At 64.1% G+C, this 18,668-nt stretch carries 14 protein-coding genes; 13 read left to right on the top strand and 1 reads right to left on the bottom strand.

Annotated features, from left to right (window positions below; genetic code table 11):
• Nucleotides 1-50: 50 nt before the first annotated feature.
• Nucleotides 51-1,058 carry an aldo/keto reductase gene (locus AC1D1L_RS19905; protein ID WP_477343167.1) on the bottom strand — a complete coding sequence of 336 codons (1,008 nt, stop codon included), beginning with the start codon at nt 1,056-1,058 and terminating at the stop codon, nt 51-53.
• 628 nt (nt 1,059-1,686) lie between these two features.
• On the opposite strand from AC1D1L_RS19905, the gene AC1D1L_RS19900 reads away from it, so the two are divergent.
• The 13 genes from AC1D1L_RS19900 to AC1D1L_RS19840 all read left to right on the top strand — a co-directional run bounded on the left by AC1D1L_RS19900 (nt 1,687) and on the right by AC1D1L_RS19840 (nt 18,444).
• Nucleotides 1,687-1,911, top strand: coding sequence for a hypothetical protein (locus AC1D1L_RS19900; RefSeq protein WP_112566525.1), 225 nt, complete (start codon nt 1,687-1,689; stop codon nt 1,909-1,911).
• 46 nt (nt 1,912-1,957) lie between these two features.
• On the top strand, nt 1,958-4,447 hold the full coding sequence (gene ligD / locus AC1D1L_RS19895) for a DNA ligase D (protein ID WP_477343166.1): 2,490 nt from the start codon (nt 1,958-1,960) through the stop codon (nt 4,445-4,447).
• Between the two features lie 222 nt (nt 4,448-4,669).
• The gene (gene ku, locus AC1D1L_RS19890) at nt 4,670-5,572 is read left to right on the top strand and encodes a non-homologous end joining protein Ku (protein ID WP_477343165.1); all 903 of its coding nucleotides are present in this window, start codon (nt 4,670-4,672) and stop codon (nt 5,570-5,572) included.
• Nucleotides 5,569-6,696 carry a tetratricopeptide repeat protein gene (locus tag AC1D1L_RS19885; RefSeq protein ID WP_477343164.1) on the top strand — a complete coding sequence of 376 codons (1,128 nt, stop codon included), beginning with the start codon at nt 5,569-5,571 and terminating at the stop codon, nt 6,694-6,696. Before ku ends, AC1D1L_RS19885 begins: the two co-directional genes overlap by 4 nt.
• 207 nt (nt 6,697-6,903) lie before the next feature.
• The gene (locus AC1D1L_RS19880; RefSeq protein ID WP_477343163.1) at nt 6,904-7,548 is read left to right on the top strand and encodes an alpha/beta hydrolase family protein; all 645 of its coding nucleotides are present in this window, start codon (nt 6,904-6,906) and stop codon (nt 7,546-7,548) included.
• A gap of 156 nt (nt 7,549-7,704) precedes the next feature.
• Complete coding sequence (locus tag AC1D1L_RS19875) at nt 7,705-8,475, top strand: exodeoxyribonuclease III (protein WP_477343162.1); 771 nt, start codon at nt 7,705-7,707, stop codon at nt 8,473-8,475.
• A gap of 106 nt (nt 8,476-8,581) precedes the next feature.
• Nucleotides 8,582-10,180, top strand: coding sequence for a WD40 repeat domain-containing protein (locus AC1D1L_RS19870; RefSeq protein ID WP_477343161.1), 1,599 nt, complete (start codon nt 8,582-8,584; stop codon nt 10,178-10,180).
• Nucleotides 10,181-10,261: 81 nt separating this feature from the next.
• Nucleotides 10,262-11,644, top strand: a complete 1,383-nt coding sequence (locus AC1D1L_RS19865) for an SEL1-like repeat protein (protein ID WP_477343160.1) — start codon at nt 10,262-10,264, stop codon at nt 11,642-11,644.
• A 232-nt stretch (nt 11,645-11,876) separates the two neighbouring features.
• Nucleotides 11,877-13,619: an alkaline phosphatase gene (locus tag AC1D1L_RS19860; RefSeq protein ID WP_477343159.1), complete on the top strand. Its 1,743-nt coding sequence runs from the start codon at nt 11,877-11,879 to the stop codon at nt 13,617-13,619.
• Between the two features lie 107 nt (nt 13,620-13,726).
• On the top strand, nt 13,727-14,194 hold the full coding sequence (locus AC1D1L_RS19855) for a hypothetical protein (RefSeq protein ID WP_477343158.1): 468 nt from the start codon (nt 13,727-13,729) through the stop codon (nt 14,192-14,194).
• A 5-nt stretch (nt 14,195-14,199) separates the two neighbouring features.
• A complete protein-coding gene (locus AC1D1L_RS19850) occupies nt 14,200-14,904 on the top strand; it encodes an ABC transporter ATP-binding protein (RefSeq protein WP_477343156.1) in 705 nt (234 codons plus the stop codon).
• A 21-nt stretch (nt 14,905-14,925) separates the two neighbouring features.
• Nucleotides 14,926-16,176: an ABC transporter permease gene (locus tag AC1D1L_RS19845; protein ID WP_477343155.1), complete on the top strand. Its 1,251-nt coding sequence runs from the start codon at nt 14,926-14,928 to the stop codon at nt 16,174-16,176.
• Nucleotides 16,177-16,428: 252 nt separating this feature from the next.
• Complete coding sequence (locus tag AC1D1L_RS19840) at nt 16,429-18,444, top strand: amidase (RefSeq protein WP_477343154.1); 2,016 nt, start codon at nt 16,429-16,431, stop codon at nt 18,442-18,444.
• Nucleotides 18,445-18,668 lie beyond the last annotated feature (224 nt).

Genomic DNA, 18,668 nt, shown 5'->3' with positions numbered 1-18,668 from the left:
AAGATCGCGCCGGCAATCAAGGGCCGCGCATCGGTCCGAAAGAAGGCGCCCTACCGGTCGATCGTCGTCATCACCCGCTCATTGTAGCGCGGGCCCGAGACTTTGCCGGGTGCCAGCGCCGCGTCGAGAGCGGCCATCTCGGCCGCGTCGAGCGTGATTGCCGCCGCAGCGACGTTCTCCTCCAGATACTTTCGCCGCTTGGTGCCGGGGATCGGCACGATGTCGATGCCGAAACCGTCGCTCTTGCCGAGCACCCAGGCCAGCGCGATTTGCGCAGGCTTTACCCCCTTGGTGCTGGCCACCTCCTGCACTGCGGCCGCCGCCGCGACGTTGGCGTCGAAATTGGCACCCTGGTAGCGCGGGTCGCCGCGGCGGAAATCGCCTTCCGGATAATCCTCGGCGCGCTTGACGTCGCCGGCGAGGAAGCCGCGGCCGAGCGGCGCGAACGGCACCAGGCCGATGCCGAGCTTTTTGAGCAGCGGGATGATCTCCGGCTCCAGATTGCGCTCCCACAGCGAATATTCGCTCTGCAGCGCCGATACCGGGTGCACGGCATGCGCGCGGCCGATGTTGGCGGCACCTGCCTCCGACAGGCCGAAGAAGCGCACCTTGCCCTCGGAAACCAGCCGGCCGATCGTGCCGGCGACGTCCTCCATCGGCACCGCCGGATCGACGCGGTGCTGGTAGTAGAGGTCGACATGGTCGGTGCCGAGCCGCTTCAACGAGCCTTCCAGCGCCTCGCGGATATGCGCCGGCCGGCTGTCGCGCTCCGTGCCGACCTGTCTGCCGTTTTCGATGCGGAAGCCGAATTTGGTGGCAAGCGTCACAGCATCGCGCCGGCCCTTCAGCGCCCGCCCAAGCAGTTCCTCATTGGCATAGGCGCCGTAGACTTCCGCCGTGTCGAGGAAGGTACAGCCGAGTTCGATGGCGCGGTGCAAGGTGGCGATCGATTCCGCCTCGTCGGCCGGCCCGTAGGACTGGCTCATGCCCATGCAGCCGAGGCCGATGGCGGACACCTGCAGCCCTTGGCTGCCGAGTTTGCGGGTTCTGAATGTCATTGTCTGTGATCTCCGGGAGATAGATGGAGTTATAGGAGCCGCTTGCCCAACTTCCAGAGGCGCTCGGTGGATTCCGCATCGATCGTATAGGGCATTCACGCCAGCGAGCCCGGCCGCGCCTGGCAGCTTGGCGAACTGGCTGCCGCCGCCTTCAAGCGTATCACCGGCAGCGCGCCGAAGATCTATCGCAGTAGGGTGAAAGCGCGGCGCGAGTTGGCGGCGGAATTGAGGTAGTGTCTCAGGTTGAAATTAGAGCAAACGCCCTAATTCCCTGGTCGAGGTGTGCAAAAGCCCTATATGCGTGGCGGAAAGCATAGGAGATGAGAAAGCATAGGAGATGACATGATCGCCAATCGCACAACCGCCGAAGAGATGGCTCGAACTGTAGGTGTTGACCCGGACACATTCCGCGCAGCGTTGCGGAGCGTGAAGCACCCCCGGAAACGCAACACAGATTGGGAAGTGAAAATTGGCGGCCCTTCGTATTCGGGAATGCGCACCGTTCTGGCCAGTCTGATACAGCGGAAGGCTGCCTGACGCCGACAAGCAGTCAAAATTGACAGAGCACCTGATCTCCAGCATCCTTAGGTAGCCGTCATGTCCTGCGGCTGTTGTGTATGAGCGTCGGATGGTCAGTCCTACTTCCAGCCAGAATTCCAAGCGCGCCGCCGTGCGCAAGGCGCTCGACCGGCACAAGGTGTATGTCACCGCGCAGAGCTTTTCCGGCGGCGTCTACTCTGCCCGCGTGCTGGTCGATGGCGAAGCCTACTGGGTCGACGAGTTCCGGCTGAGCCAGCTTCAGGGCGGTCTTTCCCCGGCCGAGCTCGACCTGACGCCCGCCACCGACGATTGAGCTGCCATCGATTGAGCACCGACCGCATCCCGCCTAGCATGCGGACATGACCGCCCCGCCCAAGCTCAGAGCCTATCGCGCCAAGCGCGAATTTTCGAAAACGCCGGAACCGGCGGGCGGGCTGGTTTCAGGCGATGGCAACCGCTTCGTCGTGCACAAGCATCACGCCACCGCCGACCATTACGATTTGCGCCTGCAGGTCGGCGGCGTGCTGAAAAGCTGGGCGGTGCCGCGCGGGCCCTCGCTCAACCCGGCCGACAAAAGGCTCGCGGTCGAGACCGAGGATCATCCGCTCGAATATATCGACTTCGAAGGCGTCATTCCCGAAGGCGAATATGGCGGCGGGCCGATGATCGTCTGGGACACCGGCACCTGGGCGCCGATGGACGATGTCGAAAAGAGCCTGCGCACCGGCGCGTTCAAGTTCCGGCTGGCCGGCGAGAAACTCAACGGCGGCTGGATGCTGACCCGGCTGAAGCCAAAGCCCGGCGAGGACGAGAACAAGAAGAACTGGCTGCTGTTCAAGGAGCGTGACCTTGCCGCCGATACCAGCCTCGACATCCTGGAAGCGCGGCCGGAAAGCGTGAAATCCGGCAAGCGCATCGAGGAGCTGGTGGCGCCGCCGAAAAAGCCGGCCCGCCTGCCGCCGAAATCCGGCGCGCTGAAACCTGGCGCTCTGCCTGGCGCGGTGAAAGGCGATCCGCCGTCGCGCATCGAGCCGCAACTCGCAACCCAGGTGCCGAAGCCACCGGGCGGGCCGCTGGAGGATACGGGCGAGCTCTGGCTGCACGAAATAAAATTCGACGGCTATCGCACCATGGCGCATGTCACCAATGGCGAGGTGCGCCTGATCACCCGCGGTGGCATCGACTGGACGAAGCGCTATGGCGACCTGCCGCAAGCCTTTTCGCGCCTGCCGCTCAGCCAGGCAATCATCGACGGCGAGATCATGGTGCTGGACGAGAAGGGCATTTCGCGTTTCGCCCTGCTGCAGGATGCGCTGTCAGCGGGTGCGCGCAGCAAATTGCATTTCTACGCCTTCGACCTGCTGCATCTCGACGGCTGGGATCTGCGCAGGGCACCGCTCGCAAGGCGCAAGGCGTTGCTCGCCGAGCTGCTCGCAGGGGTGGGCGCCAACTCCGCCATCCAGCTGAGCGATCATGTCGAGGGCGACGGGCAGGGGCTTTACGATCAGGCGACCGAACACGGGCTGGAAGGTATCGTCTCCAAGCGCGCCAACGCGACCTACCAGAGCGGCCGCACCAAGAGCTGGACCAAGGTCAAGGCGCTGCAGAAGGGCGATTTCGTCATCGCCGGCTATACCATCTCCGACGCGGCCGAAGGGCTGGCCGCGCTCGGCATGGCCGAATTCGAGGATGGCGAACTGCACTATCGCGGCAAGGTCGGCACCGGCTTCGATGCCGCAACCGCAGCCGAATTGCTGGCCCGACTGGAGCCGCTGCGCGATGGCGCGACGCCACCCGAGGGTGTGCCACGTGAGATCATGCGCGAGATGAAATGGGTGCGGCCAATGCTGTCGGCCCGCATCCACTATGCCAACCGCACGGCGGACAATTCCCTGCGCCACGGTGTGTTTCGTGGCTTGCGCGATGTCGGCCTGTCGACACCGGTATCGCCGAAGCGCAAGCGGCTGATCGCCGAGGCCGACCTCGCCACCATCTGGGTGACCAATCCGGAGCGCCGGCTGTTCGGCAAGACCGGGCCGACCAAGCTCGACATCGCCGTCTATTACGCGCTGGTCGGCGATTTCATGCTGCCGCACATTATGGGTCGCCCGGTGTCGCTGGTGCGCTGCCCGACCGGCCTGCCGAAGGACTGCTTCTTCCAGCGTCACGCCTTCACCGGAATGCCACCCTCGGTGGTGACGTTCGATACCGTCAATTCCGAAGGCGAGACCAAATCCTTCCTGTCGGTCGAGGGCGCCAAGGGCTATCTGGCGCTGGCGCAGTTCGGTGTCGTCGAGTTCCACACCTGGGGCACGCACCGCACCAGCCTTGACAAGCCCGACCTGATCGTCTTCGACCTCGATCCGGGCGAGGGCATTGCCTGGCGCGAAGTGGTCGAGGCCGCCGTCCACATCAAGGGCCAGTTGGAAGGGCTCGGCCTTGTACCGTTCGCCAAAACATCAGGCGGCAGCGGCATCCATATCACGGTGCCGGTGACGCAAAAGCAGAATTGGAAAAAGCTGCACCAGGCGACCAGCGCCATCTCCACCCATCTGGCGGCCACTGCCCCAGACACCTTCACCACCACCATGGGCAAGGAGAACCGCAAGCGGCGTATCTTCATCGACTACCACCGCAACGCGCGCGGCCACACCTCCGCCGCCCCCTATTCGCTGCGCGCCCGGACCAACCTGCCGGCCTCGACGCCGCTGAGTTGGAGCGACCTGGAGACGATCGATGCGCCGCAGGATCTGAACTACTCCTCGCTGCCGGGGCTCTTGGCGACGTCGGGCGATCCCTGGGCGGACATGGAGGATTTCGCGAGGGATTTGCCGGCTTTCAAAATCTAGGTTCCTCGCCCCCACAAAGTGGGGGCGAGGAACCCAAATCCATCGACGCTCCGGACAATTTGAATTATTCTCGACCTTGGACCTCCAAGGCGGCTGGAAGATTTCGCTAGGGATTTGCCTGTATCGTGCGGGGTCGGTGTAGGATTTTCTCGGCGCCAATCGTCCTGCGGACGAAAAGCGCTGCAGTTTGTTGTCAGTGCGTGGCCGCGTAGGAGAGAGTTCATGGCGCCCAGGGCAAGTTGGAAAGGTTACCTCAAGCTCAGCCTCGTCAGCTGTCCGGTTCGGCTCTATCCGGCAACGACGACCAGCGAGCGCATCACGTTCAATCAGCTGCACAAGAAGACCCACAACCGCATCAACATGAAGCCGGTCGACCCTGAACTCGGCCTGGTCGAGCGTTCGGATCTGGTCAAGGGCTACGAGTACGAGGACAAGCAGTACATCATCATCGATGATGCCGACCTCGAAGCGGTGCGCATAGAATCCAACCACACGATGAACATCGAGGCCTTCGTCGACGAAGACGAGGTCGACGTTATCTATCAGGACGCGCCCTATTACATGGCGCCGGATGGCGCCATGGCCGAGGAGACCTTCGCCGTGCTGCGCGAAGCGATGCGCAAGTCCGGCAAGCTCGCCATCGCCCGCCTTGTCCTGTCCAGCCGCGAGCGCGTGGTGACGATCGGTTCGCGCGAGAACGGCATGTTCGTCTGCACCTTGAGGAACCCGAACGAAGTGCGCAGCACGGCTGAATATTTCGGCAACATCCCGGCCGGCAAGCCCGACCCCGAAATGCTGCAATTGGCCGAAGCGCTGATCAAGCAGAAAGAAACCACCTTCGACCCGAAGAACTACGAGGACCGCTACGAGATCGCGCTGATGACGATGATCCGCGAGAAGCTGAAAGGCCATAAGCCGATCATTGCGGCGGCCCCTGAGCGCGGCAATGTCATCAACCTGATGGATGCGCTGAAGGCGAGCCTGTCGCAATCGGCCAAGCCGCCGGCCAAGTCGAAGAGCAAGGCCGACGAGGTTGAAAAGCCCGCCGCCAAAGCAAAGGCCGGTGCCAAGGAAAACCCGTTGAAGGCCAACCTGCTCAAGGCCGTCGGCAAGAGCAAAGGGTGACGGCGCCCACCGGTATAATCCCGGGCGCCGTCTTCGGCACCATCGGCGCGCTAGCGGCATTTCCGCTGCGGCTTGCCGCGCGCGAGGTGGAGCGCCGGCACGGCCAGTTGCGGCGCGGCGTCACTAGGCGCACCAGCCATGTCGTGTTCGGGCGCACGCTGCTCGCCAAGGCGGGTATGGCAAAGGGTGGCGATGTCGAGATCGAGCGCCGCGTCTCAGCCGAGCGCGCCGCCGGCCGCACACTCCTCAGCGAAAATGGCTTTCTGCGCCTGCTCGGCTTGATGAAGGCGCCGGAGGCGTCTTCGCTGTCCAGGCAATCGCTCATCGACCAGTCGAAACTGTCAGGCGCCGATCTCGACTTGCTCAGCCTGTTCGATGCTTTCGAGCATGATTCAGAACCCTACTCCTTCCGCGACCTGATCCTCGCCCGCAAATATGCCGGGCTGGTCGCAGGCGGCGCATCCTGGGGCGCGATTGCGCGTTCTGTGCACCGCTCCGGTCCGGTCGCCTCGCTCACCGCCAAATCGCTCAATGTCGGTTCGCAACATGGCCGGCCCGATGCGATCTATCTCGAAGGCGGCCAAAGCGAACTCGACGGCCAGCTGCTGTTCGACCTCGGCAGTGCGAGTGCAACTGGGGACGACACGCTGGAGGACCTGTTCGCCGAAGCGGAAGCGGTAGAGGAGCAAGGCGACCACGAGCAGGCCGCGGCCCTTTACCAGCGCTGCCTCAGCATCGATCCGAGCGACGCCATCGCCGCCTTCAACCGCGCCAACTGCCTGCGCGGCGCCGGCCGTGTCAGCGAGGCCGCTCATGACTATGCAAGGGCGATAAAGCTCGACCCGGCCTTCGTCGAGGCGTGGTTCAACCTCGCCGGCTTGATGAGCGACCAGGGCAAGATTGCCTCGGCCCGCCGGCACCTGCAGAAAGCGATCGCCCTCGACAAGAGCTATGCCGATCCGGTGTTCAATCTTGCCCGTCTGGAGTTCGACGCTGGCAATCTGGCCGAAGCCCGGCGGAACTGGGCGCGCTATCTCGAACTCGATGCTGACAGCGAATGGGCCCGCACGGCGCAAAAGGGGATACAGTTCGTGGATCTGCAGCTGGCACGGACGGCGGGGTAAGATGTTAGCGCGTGAACACCCCCCTCTGTCCTGCCGGACATCTCCCCCGCAAGGGGGGAGATTGGCTGTCACCTGCGGCTTCGCCAACGGCGGCCGTTGGAAATTAGGCACCGCGTGGACGCTGCTAATCTCCCCCCTTGAGGGGGAGATGTCCGGCAGGACAGAGGGGGGTGTGAAGGAACTCGACCTCTCCAACGAGGCCGCCTCATGACTACGTTCCTCTTCGACGGCTACGACACCGCCCCCATCACCATTCTGCTAGCCCATGGCGCCGGCGCGTCGATGGACTCGCCGTCGATGACCGCCACCGCCAAGGCGCTGGCCGCGGCCGGTTTCCAGGTCGCGCGCTTCGAATTCCACTATATGGCGGCGCGCCGCTACGGCCAGCGCAAGCCGCCGCCGCGCGCCGAGAATGTGAACCCGGAATATATCAAGGCGATCGCAGATCTCAGGGCGCGGGGCGTGACCGGGAAGCTCATCATCGGCGGCAAGTCGATGGGCGGCCGCGTCGCCTCGATGGTCGCCGACGAGATGTTTGCCAAGGGCGAGATTTCGGGCCTCGTCTGCCTCGGCTATCCTTTCCATCCGCCGGCCAAGCCCGAGCAGCTCAGGACAAAACATCTCGCCGATCTGAAAACGCCGACGCTGATCTTCCAGGGCACACGCGACGAGTTCGGCACCAGGGAAGAGGTCGCGACCTACGGTCTTTCCGACAAGATCGAAGTGGTCTGGCTGGAGGACGGCGACCACGATCTGAAACCACGCAAGAGCGTGTCGGGGTTTTCGACGGCGGATCATCTGAAGACGCTGGCGGAGACGGTGAAGGCGTGGGCAGTGCGGATCGTTTCCTGATCGCCGCCCCAAGGTCTGTTGAGATTCGGGTCAGGCCGAGTCGAAAATGGTTGATACCGAGAACCGGAGCGGAGCGTACTTCAAGTACGTGAGCACCGGAAGCGCAGGTGTCAGCCATTTGCAGGCCGGCATCACCCGAATATCAGCGGACCTTGAATGAAACTCGCCTCCTTCAACATCAACAACATCAACAGCCGGCTGCAGAACCTTTTGGCTTGGCTGGCGGCAGCCAAACCCGATGTCGTCTGCCTGCAGGAGCTGAAGGCGCGCGACATGCAGTTTCCGCGCACGGCACTTGCCGACGCCGGCTATGGCGCGGTGTGGAAGGGCGAGCCGACCTGGAACGGCGTTGCTATCCTGGCGCGAGGATCCGAGCCGGTGCTTACCGCGGACACGCTGCCGGGCGACGAGGCCGACAGGCAGAGCCGCTACATCGAGGCGGCCGTCAATGGTGTCGTCATCGCTTGCCTCTATGCGCCCAACGGCAACCCGCAGCCGGGACCGAAATTCCAGTACAAGCTGGCCTGGCATGAAAGGCTGGAGGCGCATGCCGAACAGCTGTTCGACACCGGCCTGCCGGTGGCGCTGGTCGGCGACTACAACATCGTGCCCGAGCCTCGCGACATCTACGCCACCCGCTCCTATGACGACAACGCGCTGGTGCAGCCGGAAAGCCGCGCCTCCTTCCAGCGCCTGCTCGAGCAGGGCTGGACGGATGCGTTGCGCAAGAAGCATCCGAAAGAAACGCTCTACACATTCTGGGATTATCGCCGCAACCGCTGGCCGCGCGACGCCGGCTTGAGGCTCGATCACATTTTGCTGTCGAAGAAACTGGCGCGCCGCCTCACTGCTGCCGGCATCGACCGGGATGTTCGCGGGCAGGACGGCGCCAGCGACCACGCGCCGGTGTGGGTGGAATTGAAGTAGAAGCGTGATGTCAGCCACTTTCATACTTGGCATTTTGCGCTACGCGTTTCGTTGCTAGTTTCGTGACAGGGCGGCCGCAGAGTACGCGGCCTGGGGAAGAGAGCCAATGAACAGGGGTGCCGACAGGCTGCTCGCGCTGGTCGTGCTGGTTATCGGCGTCGGTTGCTTCGCCATGCTGCGCCTGGCGCAGGGCGACGCAAGCATCGCGACATCCCTCGCGTCCATGCGCTCCGTGGCCCTTTTCGTGGCAGGCGTGAGCTGCGTGATCGGGGCGCTGTTGTTCTTTGCCGGGCTGTTGCCGCGCGGTTCGGCCCACCTGTCCGGAGCACCGCTGTTCGGCCGGGCGGCGGAGGTGCAAAACCCCGGCAAGCCGCGGCTGCGGCAAGTTTTCCTGGTTCTGCCGGCGCTTGTCGTTCTGGCGTTGCTGGCCGATCGATTCGGCCCATGGTTGGTTCATCGCTCCGCTCCGGGCGGCGAGGTGGCCGCCCCGAAGGAACCCAAGGCCGAGCCGAAGGGTCAGGATATCGCCAGTGTTCCGCCGGACCTGGCGGCGCCGCCAACTCCGCCGAGTTCGCCGCCGATCGCTATCCCGCCTGAGCCAACACCGCCCGTGCAGGCAGCCAAACCGCCGGAGCCGGCGCCGCCCGCGCCGCCACGGCCACCTGACGTCGCACTTGCTCCGGCAACCCCGCCACCGGAAGCGGCCCCGCCGCCGGCTCCAGCCACACCGCCACAAGCCGCACTTCCAACACCGCCGGAAACGGTCGCGCCCTTGCCGCCGGCCGAACCACCACTGCCGACCGAGCCCGACGGTCACCGCGACGCCGTCGTCTGGCTCGCCGTGTCAGCCGATGGCCGCGACATCATGAGCGCCAGCACCGATCGCATGATCAAGCTCTGGGACATCGCCGGCAAGCGGCTGATCCGCAATCTCGGCGAACACAAGGACATGGCGCGCACGGCGCTGTTCATGCCCGACGGCGCCACCGCGCTGACCGCCGGCGATGACGGCGAAGTCGTGCTGCGAAAGCTCGCCGACGGCACTGTGCTGCATGTGTTCTCGTCGGGGCAGAATGGCGGTGTGCGCAAGCTGGCGATCAGCCAGGACGGAAAGCGTGCCGTCAGCGGTCACGACACCGGCAACGTCATCGTCTGGGACCTCGTCAACAAATCCGCGCTGCATGTGATGACCGGGCACGACTGGCCGATCAGCACGGTCGCCATCTCGCCCGACGGCACACGCGCGCTGAGCGGCTCCATCGACGGCACGCTGAAATTCTGGGACGTCGAAAGCGGCAAGCAATTGCGCAGCTGGCACGGCCACGAGCAGGGCACCTACGGCGCCGTCTTCACCGCCGACGGCCATCACGTCATCACCGGCAGCGGCGACTACACGATCAAGCTCTGGGACCTCGACACGTTTAGGGAACTGCGCCGCTTCGAAGGCCACGAAGGCACCGTCTACACGCTGGCGCTGTCGGCCGATGGCAAGCGACTGGCCTCCGGCTCGCTCGACGGCACGGCGCGGCTGTGGGACGTCGACACCGGCAATCAAATCGCCATGTTCGACAGCCGCACCGGCCCGATCTACGCCGTCGCCTTCGCGCCCGACGGCACGCTGCTCACCGGCGGCGACGACCGCACCATCAGGGACTGGCCGGCCACCGGGGATGGCACGGTGCTGTTCGCCGGTGCGCCACAGTAGCGCGGTATTAAATGCAGCGGATATTCCAGAACAGCGCGGATTGCGGTAGTGATTACTGGTGGCTGCAAATGGATCGCCAACTTGAACAACAATGACTGGCCGCCTGAAGCCGATACAACTGTTTACCGTTCGCCTGCGCCGCTTCGTAGAACGGTCCTGCCCATCGTCCTGGTCGTGCTGGCCGGCTTCGTGCTGCTCGGGCCTGTCCGAAATTATTTGGTGCAATGGTCGGCCATAAAGAAGGCTCAAGCAGCTTTCCTGGCCAAGGACTATCGCGAGCAATTCCATCAGACCTCTGTGCTTGCCGAGATGGGAAATGCTGACGCACAGTCCGGTCTAGGCGCGATGTACTGGAGCGGTCTGGGTATCGCCCAAAATGACAAGCTGGCGGCCTACTGGTGGGGCAAGGCGGTCGAGCAAGGAAATGCCGAGGCGGCAGCTGGGCTCAGCCAAGCCTACTCCCAGGGTCGAGGTGTCGAAAGAAACGATCAGCTGGCGTTGAAGTTTGCAATGCAGTCAGCCGACAAGGGCAATGCGAATGGTCAGTACTCCGTCGGCGGCCTGTATGCGCAGGGCCAAGGTGTTACTCAAAACTATGAGCAGGCGCTCTCCTGGTGGCGCAAGGCAGCCGATGGCGGAAACACTGAAGCCGTCTACTGTATCGGTCGGGCGTATTATCTCGGCCAAGGGGTCAAGAAGGACGACCAGCTCGCCGTGACGTGGTTGCGAAAGGCGGTCGACAAGGGTGAGCCGAATGCCCAGTCTCTGCTGGGCACTCTGTATTCGCTTGGCCATGGAGTTGGTCAGGATGACCGTCTGGCCTTCGAATGGTGGATGAAGGCTGCGGCCGCCGGCGTGCCGGAAGCGCAATACTCCATGGCAAACGCATATGAGTTGGGAAAAGGCATCGGCAAGGACGACGCCCAGTCGTTCGTTTGGTTGGTCAAAGCGGCAGAACAGGGCTATGTCCCGGCGCAGTCTGCGGTGGCCTACGCCTATGCTACGGGCAGGGGCGTTGCCAAAAGCGACGCTGAAGCGGCGTCCTGGTGGCTGAAGGCGGCGAGCCAGGGAGAAGCCTATGCGCAGATGAGCCTGGGCATCGCATATTGGACAGGCGCTGGGCTGGCCCAGAACGACGCGAATGCCGTTTCGTGGTGGCTCAAGGCTGCAAAGCAGGGCGATGTTTCGGCTGAACTGTATCTGGGGGGTGCTTATGCCCAAGGCAGAGGGATAGCCAAGGACAACAAATCCGCCGAGTTTTGGTTTCTGAAGGCGGCCAAGGCGGGAAATGTCGAAGCAGAACTCAACCTTGGCAAGATCTATTATACCGGCATCGACGGCAAGCCGAACTATCCGGAAGCCGCCAAGTGGTTTTCCACGGCAGCGGGCCACGGAAACGCCGAGGCCGGGACCTTTCTTCAAATGATGAAGGAAAAAGGCCAGTTCGACAGCAAGACGCTGTGAGCTGAGTACTCAGGCAACGCTGATGAAATGGGCGACGCTTCCGATCTTCCCTTGAGCGCAGATAGCCAGCAATACAAGCGACGCCGCATCCGCAGCTTCGTTCAATCCCGATTCTCAACCGGCTTCGGATGACGCAGAAATGTGAGCGGCCCCGGAGAGGTTTTGTCATATAACGGACATCGGCAACGACTACCAAAAACTGCCTTTTATCAGTCAATTTTGGAGGTCACTTATGCTTCGCCCCCTCATCGCACTTGCCGTTACGACAAGTCTTGCCAGCGCTGCTGGTGCTGCCACGATCTATCCTCTCGACCGCGCCACGATCCTCGCCCAGTCTCCTTTCGACCTGAAGGTCGAATTCGACAAGGTGGTCACCCCCGACCAGGTCACGGTGACGATCAACGGCAAGCCGGCCGAAGAGGTCCTCGGCAAAGAGGTCGAGTTCGTGGAGAAGGAAGAGGGGGTCGATGCCTCCGCCATTTTGATCCGCGCCGCCAGCATCGCCCAGCCCGGCACCTATGAGATCGAAGCCAAGGCTGGCGACGAGACCAAGTCCGTCAAATGGGAGGTGTTCGGAACCTCGGCGACCCCGCGCGCCAAGAACGTCATCTTCCTGCTTGGCGACGGCCTCTCCGTTGCGCATCGCACCGGTGCGCGGATCATGTCCAAGGGCATGACCGAAGGCAAGGCGAACGGCCGGCTCAACATGGACGATCTCGACCATATGGCCTTTATCGGCACGTCGTCGACCAACGCGATTGCCACCGACAGCGCCAACACCATGTCGGCCTATATGACCGGCCACAAGACGGCGGTGAACGCGCTCGGCGTCTATGCCGACCGCACCAAGCCGAGCCAGGATGACCCGAAGGTCGAGACCATCGCCGAGGCTCTGCGGCGCACCGGCAAGAAGTCGATCGGCGTCGTCTCGACGGCCGAGATCGAGGACGCCACGCCGGCAGCCGTCGTCTCCCATACCCGCAGCCGCAGCGACAAGGCCGACATCGTCGGCATGTTCTACCAGACGCAGCCCGACGTCATCCTCGGCGGCGGCTCCGCCTATTTCCTGCCGCAGAGCATGGCCGGCTCCAAGCGCAAGGACGACACTGACTACATCGCGAAATTCCGCGATGCCGGATACGCCCTTGCCACCGACAAGACCGAACTCGAGGCTGCAGCCAAAACCAACACCGGCAAGATCCTCGGCCTGTTCCATACCGGCAACATGGACGTCACGCTTGACCGCGACTTCCTCAAGAAGGGCACCGTGGAAACCTTCCCCAATCAGCCGGGTCTCGTCGAAATGACCAATGTTGCACTTGGCGAACTGTCGAAGAACCCCGAAGGCTTCTTCCTGATGGTCGAAGGCGCCTCGGTCGACAAGATGTCGCATCCGATGGACTGGGAGCGCTCCATGGTCGAGGTCATCGAATTCGACAAGGCGGTCGGCGTTGCGATGGAATTCGCCAAGACCCATCCCGACACGATGATCGTGATAACCGGCGACCACACCCACAGCGTTTCCATCATCGGCACCATCGACGACAGCAAGCCGGGCCCCGACATGCGCGACAAGGTCGGTATCTATGCCGACGCAGGCTTCCCGAACTACGAGGACAAGAACAACGACGGCTATCCCGACAGCGTCGATGTCTCGCGCCGTCTGGCCATCTTCGGCGCCAACTTCCCCGACTATTACGAGACGTTCCGCCCGAAGCTCGACGGCCCGTTCGTGCCGGCGGTGCAGAACGAGAGCAAGCAGTATGTCGCCAACGAGAAGTACAAGGACGTACCCGGCGCCGTGCTGCGCATCGGCAACCTGCCGAAGTCGGCCGATACAGCGGTCCATGCCGTCGATGACGTCGTGCTGCAGGCTACCGGCCCGGGTGCGGAAGGCTTCAAGGGCTACATGGAGGAGAGTGACGTCTATAAGGTCCTCGCCGATGCGCTCGGACTGGCGCCGGCGACGAACTGAGCCGCACGGCCTGTGATGATCCCGGCCGCTCCATCCGGTGCTTGCGGATGGGGCGGGACGGGACGATGGTTCGGGCGCTGACGGCGCCAGCGCCAATCGATAAGGGAATGGCAATCATGGAGTGCAGACCGATCACCCGTCGCGGCATGGTGCTCGGTTCGGCTACGGTCTGTCTTTCCCAGGCTTTGCACAGCGCGTCGGCCGCACCAGCGCCGCTTACCTTCGATGACCTCTACGCCAAGATCGGCGTGCTCGGCATGAGCTTCTCCGATAAGGTCAAGACCCTTGCCGGCCAGGACGTCACCATGAAGGGTTTCATGGCGCCGCCGCTCAAGGCCGAGGCGAAATTCTTCGTCCTGACCGAGATTCCGATGGCGCTGTGTCCATTCTGCTCGTCCGACGCCGACTGGCCGGACAACATCGTCGTCATCTATCTCGACCAGGCGCAAACCTTCGAACAGGCAAACGCGCTCATTGAAGTGGCAGGCAGGCTGGAAGCCGGCTCCTGGACCGACCCGGAAACCGGCTTCGTCAGCCTTCTGCGCATCGTCGATGCGCATTTCTACCGGGCGTAGCCATCATGCTTGGCCTTTCCGTCAGGGATTTGCGGGTTTCCTTCCGTGACCTCGACAAGCCCGCGCTCGCCGTGCCCACGCTTGAGATCGCGGCCAGCGAGAAAGTCGCCGTGACCGGGCCGTCGGGATCGGGCAAGACGACGTTCATAAACATCGTGACCGGGCTGGAAAGGACACGCCACGGTTCGGTGCGCTGGAGCGATACCGAGCTTTCCAGCCTCTCCGAAGCCAGGCGCGACCGCTGGCGTTCCGCCCATGTCGGCCTGGTCATGCAGGAGTTTTATCTCTGCCCCGGCCTGTCGGCGCTGGAAAACGTGTTGCTGCCCGGCCGGTTGTCGAGGGTCCGCCCGGTGGCAGAGCTGAAGGCGGAAGCACTGCGGCTGCTCGAACGGGTCGAAATCTCACGCCCCGGCCAGCCGGTCGAAACCATGTCGCGCGGACAGATGCAGCGGGTCGCCGTCGCCAGGGCTTTGGTGACCAGACCGGCCATTGTCGTCGCCGACGAGCCGACCGCCAGCCTCGATGCCGATTCCGGAATCGCGGTGGCGAACCTCTTGCTGCAATTGGCGGGTGAGGCGGGAACCACCCTCATCGTCGCCAGTCACGAGAAACGGCTCATCGAAAGGCTGGACCGGATCATCCGCCTGGAAGCCGGTCAGGTGACGCGCGATAAGGCGACATCGCAGGACATACGCGATGAAGCATTTTGAGCTTGAAAAAAGGAATAGCCGATGCTCCGCTTCATCGCCGCGGATCTGAGGCGACACTGGATCGGCGTGGCTGCCGTGGCCTTGCTGATTGCGCTTGCGACCGCACTCGGCGTTGCAGTGACGCTCAGTGAGCGGGCGCTGCGGCTGGGCAGCGCGCAGGCCGCTGATGCATTCGACCTCGTCATCGGAGCGCCGGGCAGCGAAACCCAGCTGGTGCTGTCCTCGGTATTTCTCCAGGCCGCGCCGCTGTCGCTGATGCCGGGCGACGTGCTCTCCGGGCTCATCAGGGACAAGCGGGTGGCCTGGGCAGCGCCTGTCGGCTTCGGCGATTTTGTCGAAAACTTTCCGATCGTCGGCACCACGCAAGCGCTGGTCGATGGACTGGGCGGCGTCTCCGAGGGCCGCACATTTGCGCTGCTTGGCGATGCGCTGGTCGGCGCCGCCGTGCCCAAAAGCGTCGGTGCCCGCTTTCATCCCGCGCACGGCCAGCTGCAAGCGGCGACCGAAATCCACAATGATTTCACCTATACGATTGTCGGCCGCCTCAGCCCTACTGGCACAGCTTGGGACCGGGCGATCATCGTGCCGATCGAGGCGGTCTGGCATGTTCATAAGCACGAGAATGGACGCGCCGGAATAGCAGCACTGGTCGAGCAGGTTGACGCAAAAGACGGTGCCGAGCCGCACGGTTTCGAAGCGCCGATCAACCCCGATGCCGTTCTCGATCCCTCGGCGCCCGGCCTGCCCGCCGTCCTGGTAAAACCGCACACCATCGCCGACGCCTACAAGCTGCGCCAGCAATACCGCAGCGACCGCACGCTGGCGGTCTTCCCCGGCGAAGTGCTGACCCGGCTCTACGGAACCCTTGGTGATGCAAGGCGCATCCTGTCTTTGGTGGCGGCCGGTGCGCAATTCCTCGTCGCGGCGGCAATTCTTCTGGTCGTCATCGCCCATGTTTTGCAGAGGCGGCACCAGATCGGCGCCCTGCGCGCCTTCGGCGCGCCACGCGCGGTGGTGTTCGGGATCGTCTGGGTGGAAACGTTCGTCATCGTCGGCGCCGGGGTCCTGCTCGGCTTCCTCTTCGGCTATCTCGCCGCCCGAACGATCGCCCATACGATGGGCGAGGTGAGCGGTTTTTCCATGCCGGTGACGTTCCGCATCGAGGATATGCGCTCGGTGGTGATCCTGCTTGGCGTCGCGGGCGTGGCCGCAGTGGTGCCGTCCATCCTCGCCTACCGGCAATCGCCCGCGCAGGCGCTGAGGAATGGGTGAGGGTAGCGATCTCCCCCTTGAGGGGGAGATGGCCGGCAAGCCAGAGGGGGGCGGTTCGACTGGGCTCGGCCCCTTTGTCGCAGACGTAAGGAGGTTAGCGCTCCACGCGCGGCGACCCCCTCTGTCGCCTTCGGCGACATCTCCCCCTCAAGGGGGGAGATCAGCAGCTTCGCCGTCGTGCCCGCCGTTTGAGGCGTGACACTTGCATCGCCTGATGCGAAGAGTCTTTGCCTGCCGCAAACCGAGCATCCCATGTCCGACCTCCACCTCGTCGAAGCCTCGATCGCTGACCTGCGTCGCGCCCTGGAAGACGGCACCGTCACCAGCGTCGAGCTGGTTGGCGCCTACCTCAGGCGCATCGCGCACTACGACCGCCATGGCGTTGCGCTGAATGCCGTGCCGGTGCTCAACCCCGCAATGTTCGAGGAGGCAGCGGCCTCCGATCTGCGGCGCCGCAACGGCGCCACCCTTGGGCCGCTCGACGGCATCCCCTACACCGCCAAGGACAGCTACAAGGTGAAAGGCCTGACGGTGGCCGCCGGCTCGCCGGCCTTCGAGCATCTCGTCGCCAATGAGGACGCCTTCAGCATCGCGCGGCTCAGGGCCGGCGGCGCGGTGCTGATCGGGTTGACCAACATGCCGCCAATGGCCAATGGCGGCATGCAGCGCGGCGTCTATGGCCGCGCCGAAAGCCCCTACAACGCCGATTACCTGACCGCCGCCTTCGCCTCCGGCTCGTCCAACGGCTCGGGCACCGCCACCGCCGCCAGCTTCGCCGCCTTCGGGCTCGGCGAAGAGACGTGGTCGTCGGGTCGTGCGCCGGCGTCCAACAATGCGCTGGTCGCCTATACGCCGTCGCGCGGCATCATCTCGGTCCGGGGCAACTGGCCGCTGGTGCCGACCATGGACGTGGTGGTGCCGCACACGCGCGGGATTGCCGATATGCTTGAACTGCTCGACGTGATCGTCGCCGACGACCAGGAGACGCGCGGCGATTTCTGGCGTGCGCAGCCCTGGGTGACGATCCCGGAGGCTTCGGCACTCAGGCCGCCAAGCTATACCGGGCTGGCGCTGGAAGGCGCTCTCAAGGGCAAGCGCCTCGGCGTGCCGAAAATGTATATCGGCCACGATGGCGGCGCAGAGCGACCGATTGAAACCCGCGCCTCGGTGCTCGACCTCTGGCGGCGGGCGGCAAGCGATCTGGAAAAACTCGGCGCGGAAGTGGTCGAGGTCGATTTTCCTGTCGTCTCCAATTGCGAGCGCGACCGTCCGGGCGCAAAGTCCATGGTCGAGCGCGGACTGGTCCCGGCAGCCTTCGCCGAGCGCGAAATCTGGGATCTCTGCATCTGGTCATGGGACGACTTTTTGCGCGCCAATGCCGACCCGGCCATCCCCGATCTGGCCGCGGTCGATGGTCCAAAGATTTTCCCGCAGCCTCCGGGCACGCTGCCAGACCGCTATGGCGATGACGGCTTCGATCTGGCCGACTATGTCACCCGCGCCAGGCAAGGTGTGACGCCGCTCCGGGACATCCCCACGCTGGCCGATGGGCTCAAGGGGCTTGAGGCAACGCGGCGCATCGATTTCGAGGACTGGCTCGATGAGCATAAGCTCGACGCCGTGGTGCTGCCGGCGGTCGCCGATGTCGGGCCGGCCGATGCCGACGTCAACGAAGCCTCGGCAGACCTTGCCTGGCGCAACGGCACCTGGGTCGCCAACGGCAATCTGGTCTGGCGCCATCTCGGCATCCCGACCGTCACCGTGCCGATGGGCACCATGGCCGACATAGGCATGCCGGTCGGGCTGACATTTGCCGGCAAGGCCTATGACGATGTCAGGCTGCTGCAGTTCGCCGGCGACTACGAGCGCGCCACCCAACGCCGCACCAGCCCGCGGCGCACGCCGGAATTGCCGGATGATGTGTTTGCGGGGCGCGGTGGATTGCGGGCTAGCGATGCGCCGCCGCCGGCGCTCAGGCTTGTCGCCGAGACGAGACAGCAGGGCGACCAGACCGAGATCGCCGTAGTGGTCGAGCTCGATGCCAATGACGCGGAGACCGCAGGCGTCAAGGTCCACGTCAATGGCGAGCCCGTCGCTATACAGCGGAGCGGCAACCACTTTCACGGCAGCGTGCTGGTGCCGGCCGCCGAGCATGAGCGGACCCACAGTGTCTGGCGCGGCGCTTACGGCTCGATCGTAACGGCGGTCGTAAGACTGGAGGACGGGCGCACCGCCGGCGCTTATACGGTGACTGGCGGGATCGGGTGAGGGTAGTTGATCTCCCCCCTCGTGGGGGAGATGCCCGGCAGGGCAGAGGGGGGCGCGAAGGATCGCGACATAGCGTATTTTCGTTCCGGAAACTGTCGGCGTAGCAGCTTTGGCTGACTGAGAAGCCGGCGGGACAGCGCCCCCCTCTGGCCTGCCGGCCATCTCCCCCACGAGGGGGGAGATTAGCAGCCTCTCCTTGACCCATCCGCCTCCCGCGCTATCTT

Source organism: Mesorhizobium sp. P2_D6, assembly GCF_056404315.1.
Note: the sequence above shows the minus strand (reverse complement) of the source record. Positions and strands in the feature narration are given on the sequence as shown.

Excerpts from the sequence above, each read along its gene's own strand:
- AC1D1L_RS19845 (WP_477343155.1), top strand. The coding sequence starts at position 14,926 with ATGCTCCGCTTCATCGCCGCGGATCTGAGGCGACACTGGATCGGCGTG.
- ligD (WP_477343166.1), top strand. The coding sequence starts at position 1,958 with ATGACCGCCCCGCCCAAGCTCAGAGCCTATCGCGCCAAGCGCGAATTT.
- AC1D1L_RS19840 (WP_477343154.1), top strand. The coding sequence starts at position 16,429 with ATGTCCGACCTCCACCTCGTCGAAGCCTCGATCGCTGACCTGCGTCGC.
- AC1D1L_RS19870 (WP_477343161.1), top strand. The coding sequence starts at position 8,582 with ATGAACAGGGGTGCCGACAGGCTGCTCGCGCTGGTCGTGCTGGTTATC.
- AC1D1L_RS19900 (WP_112566525.1), top strand. The coding sequence starts at position 1,687 with ATGGTCAGTCCTACTTCCAGCCAGAATTCCAAGCGCGCCGCCGTGCGC.
- AC1D1L_RS19850 (WP_477343156.1), top strand. The coding sequence starts at position 14,200 with ATGCTTGGCCTTTCCGTCAGGGATTTGCGGGTTTCCTTCCGTGACCTC.
- AC1D1L_RS19875 (WP_477343162.1), top strand. The coding sequence starts at position 7,705 with ATGAAACTCGCCTCCTTCAACATCAACAACATCAACAGCCGGCTGCAG.
- AC1D1L_RS19905 (WP_477343167.1), bottom strand. The coding sequence starts at position 1,058 with ATGACATTCAGAACCCGCAAACTCGGCAGCCAAGGGCTGCAGGTGTCC.
- AC1D1L_RS19855 (WP_477343158.1), top strand. The coding sequence starts at position 13,727 with ATGGCAATCATGGAGTGCAGACCGATCACCCGTCGCGGCATGGTGCTC.
- AC1D1L_RS19880 (WP_477343163.1), top strand. The coding sequence starts at position 6,904 with ATGACTACGTTCCTCTTCGACGGCTACGACACCGCCCCCATCACCATT.
- ku (WP_477343165.1), top strand. The coding sequence starts at position 4,670 with ATGGCGCCCAGGGCAAGTTGGAAAGGTTACCTCAAGCTCAGCCTCGTC.
- AC1D1L_RS19860 (WP_477343159.1), top strand. The coding sequence starts at position 11,877 with ATGCTTCGCCCCCTCATCGCACTTGCCGTTACGACAAGTCTTGCCAGC.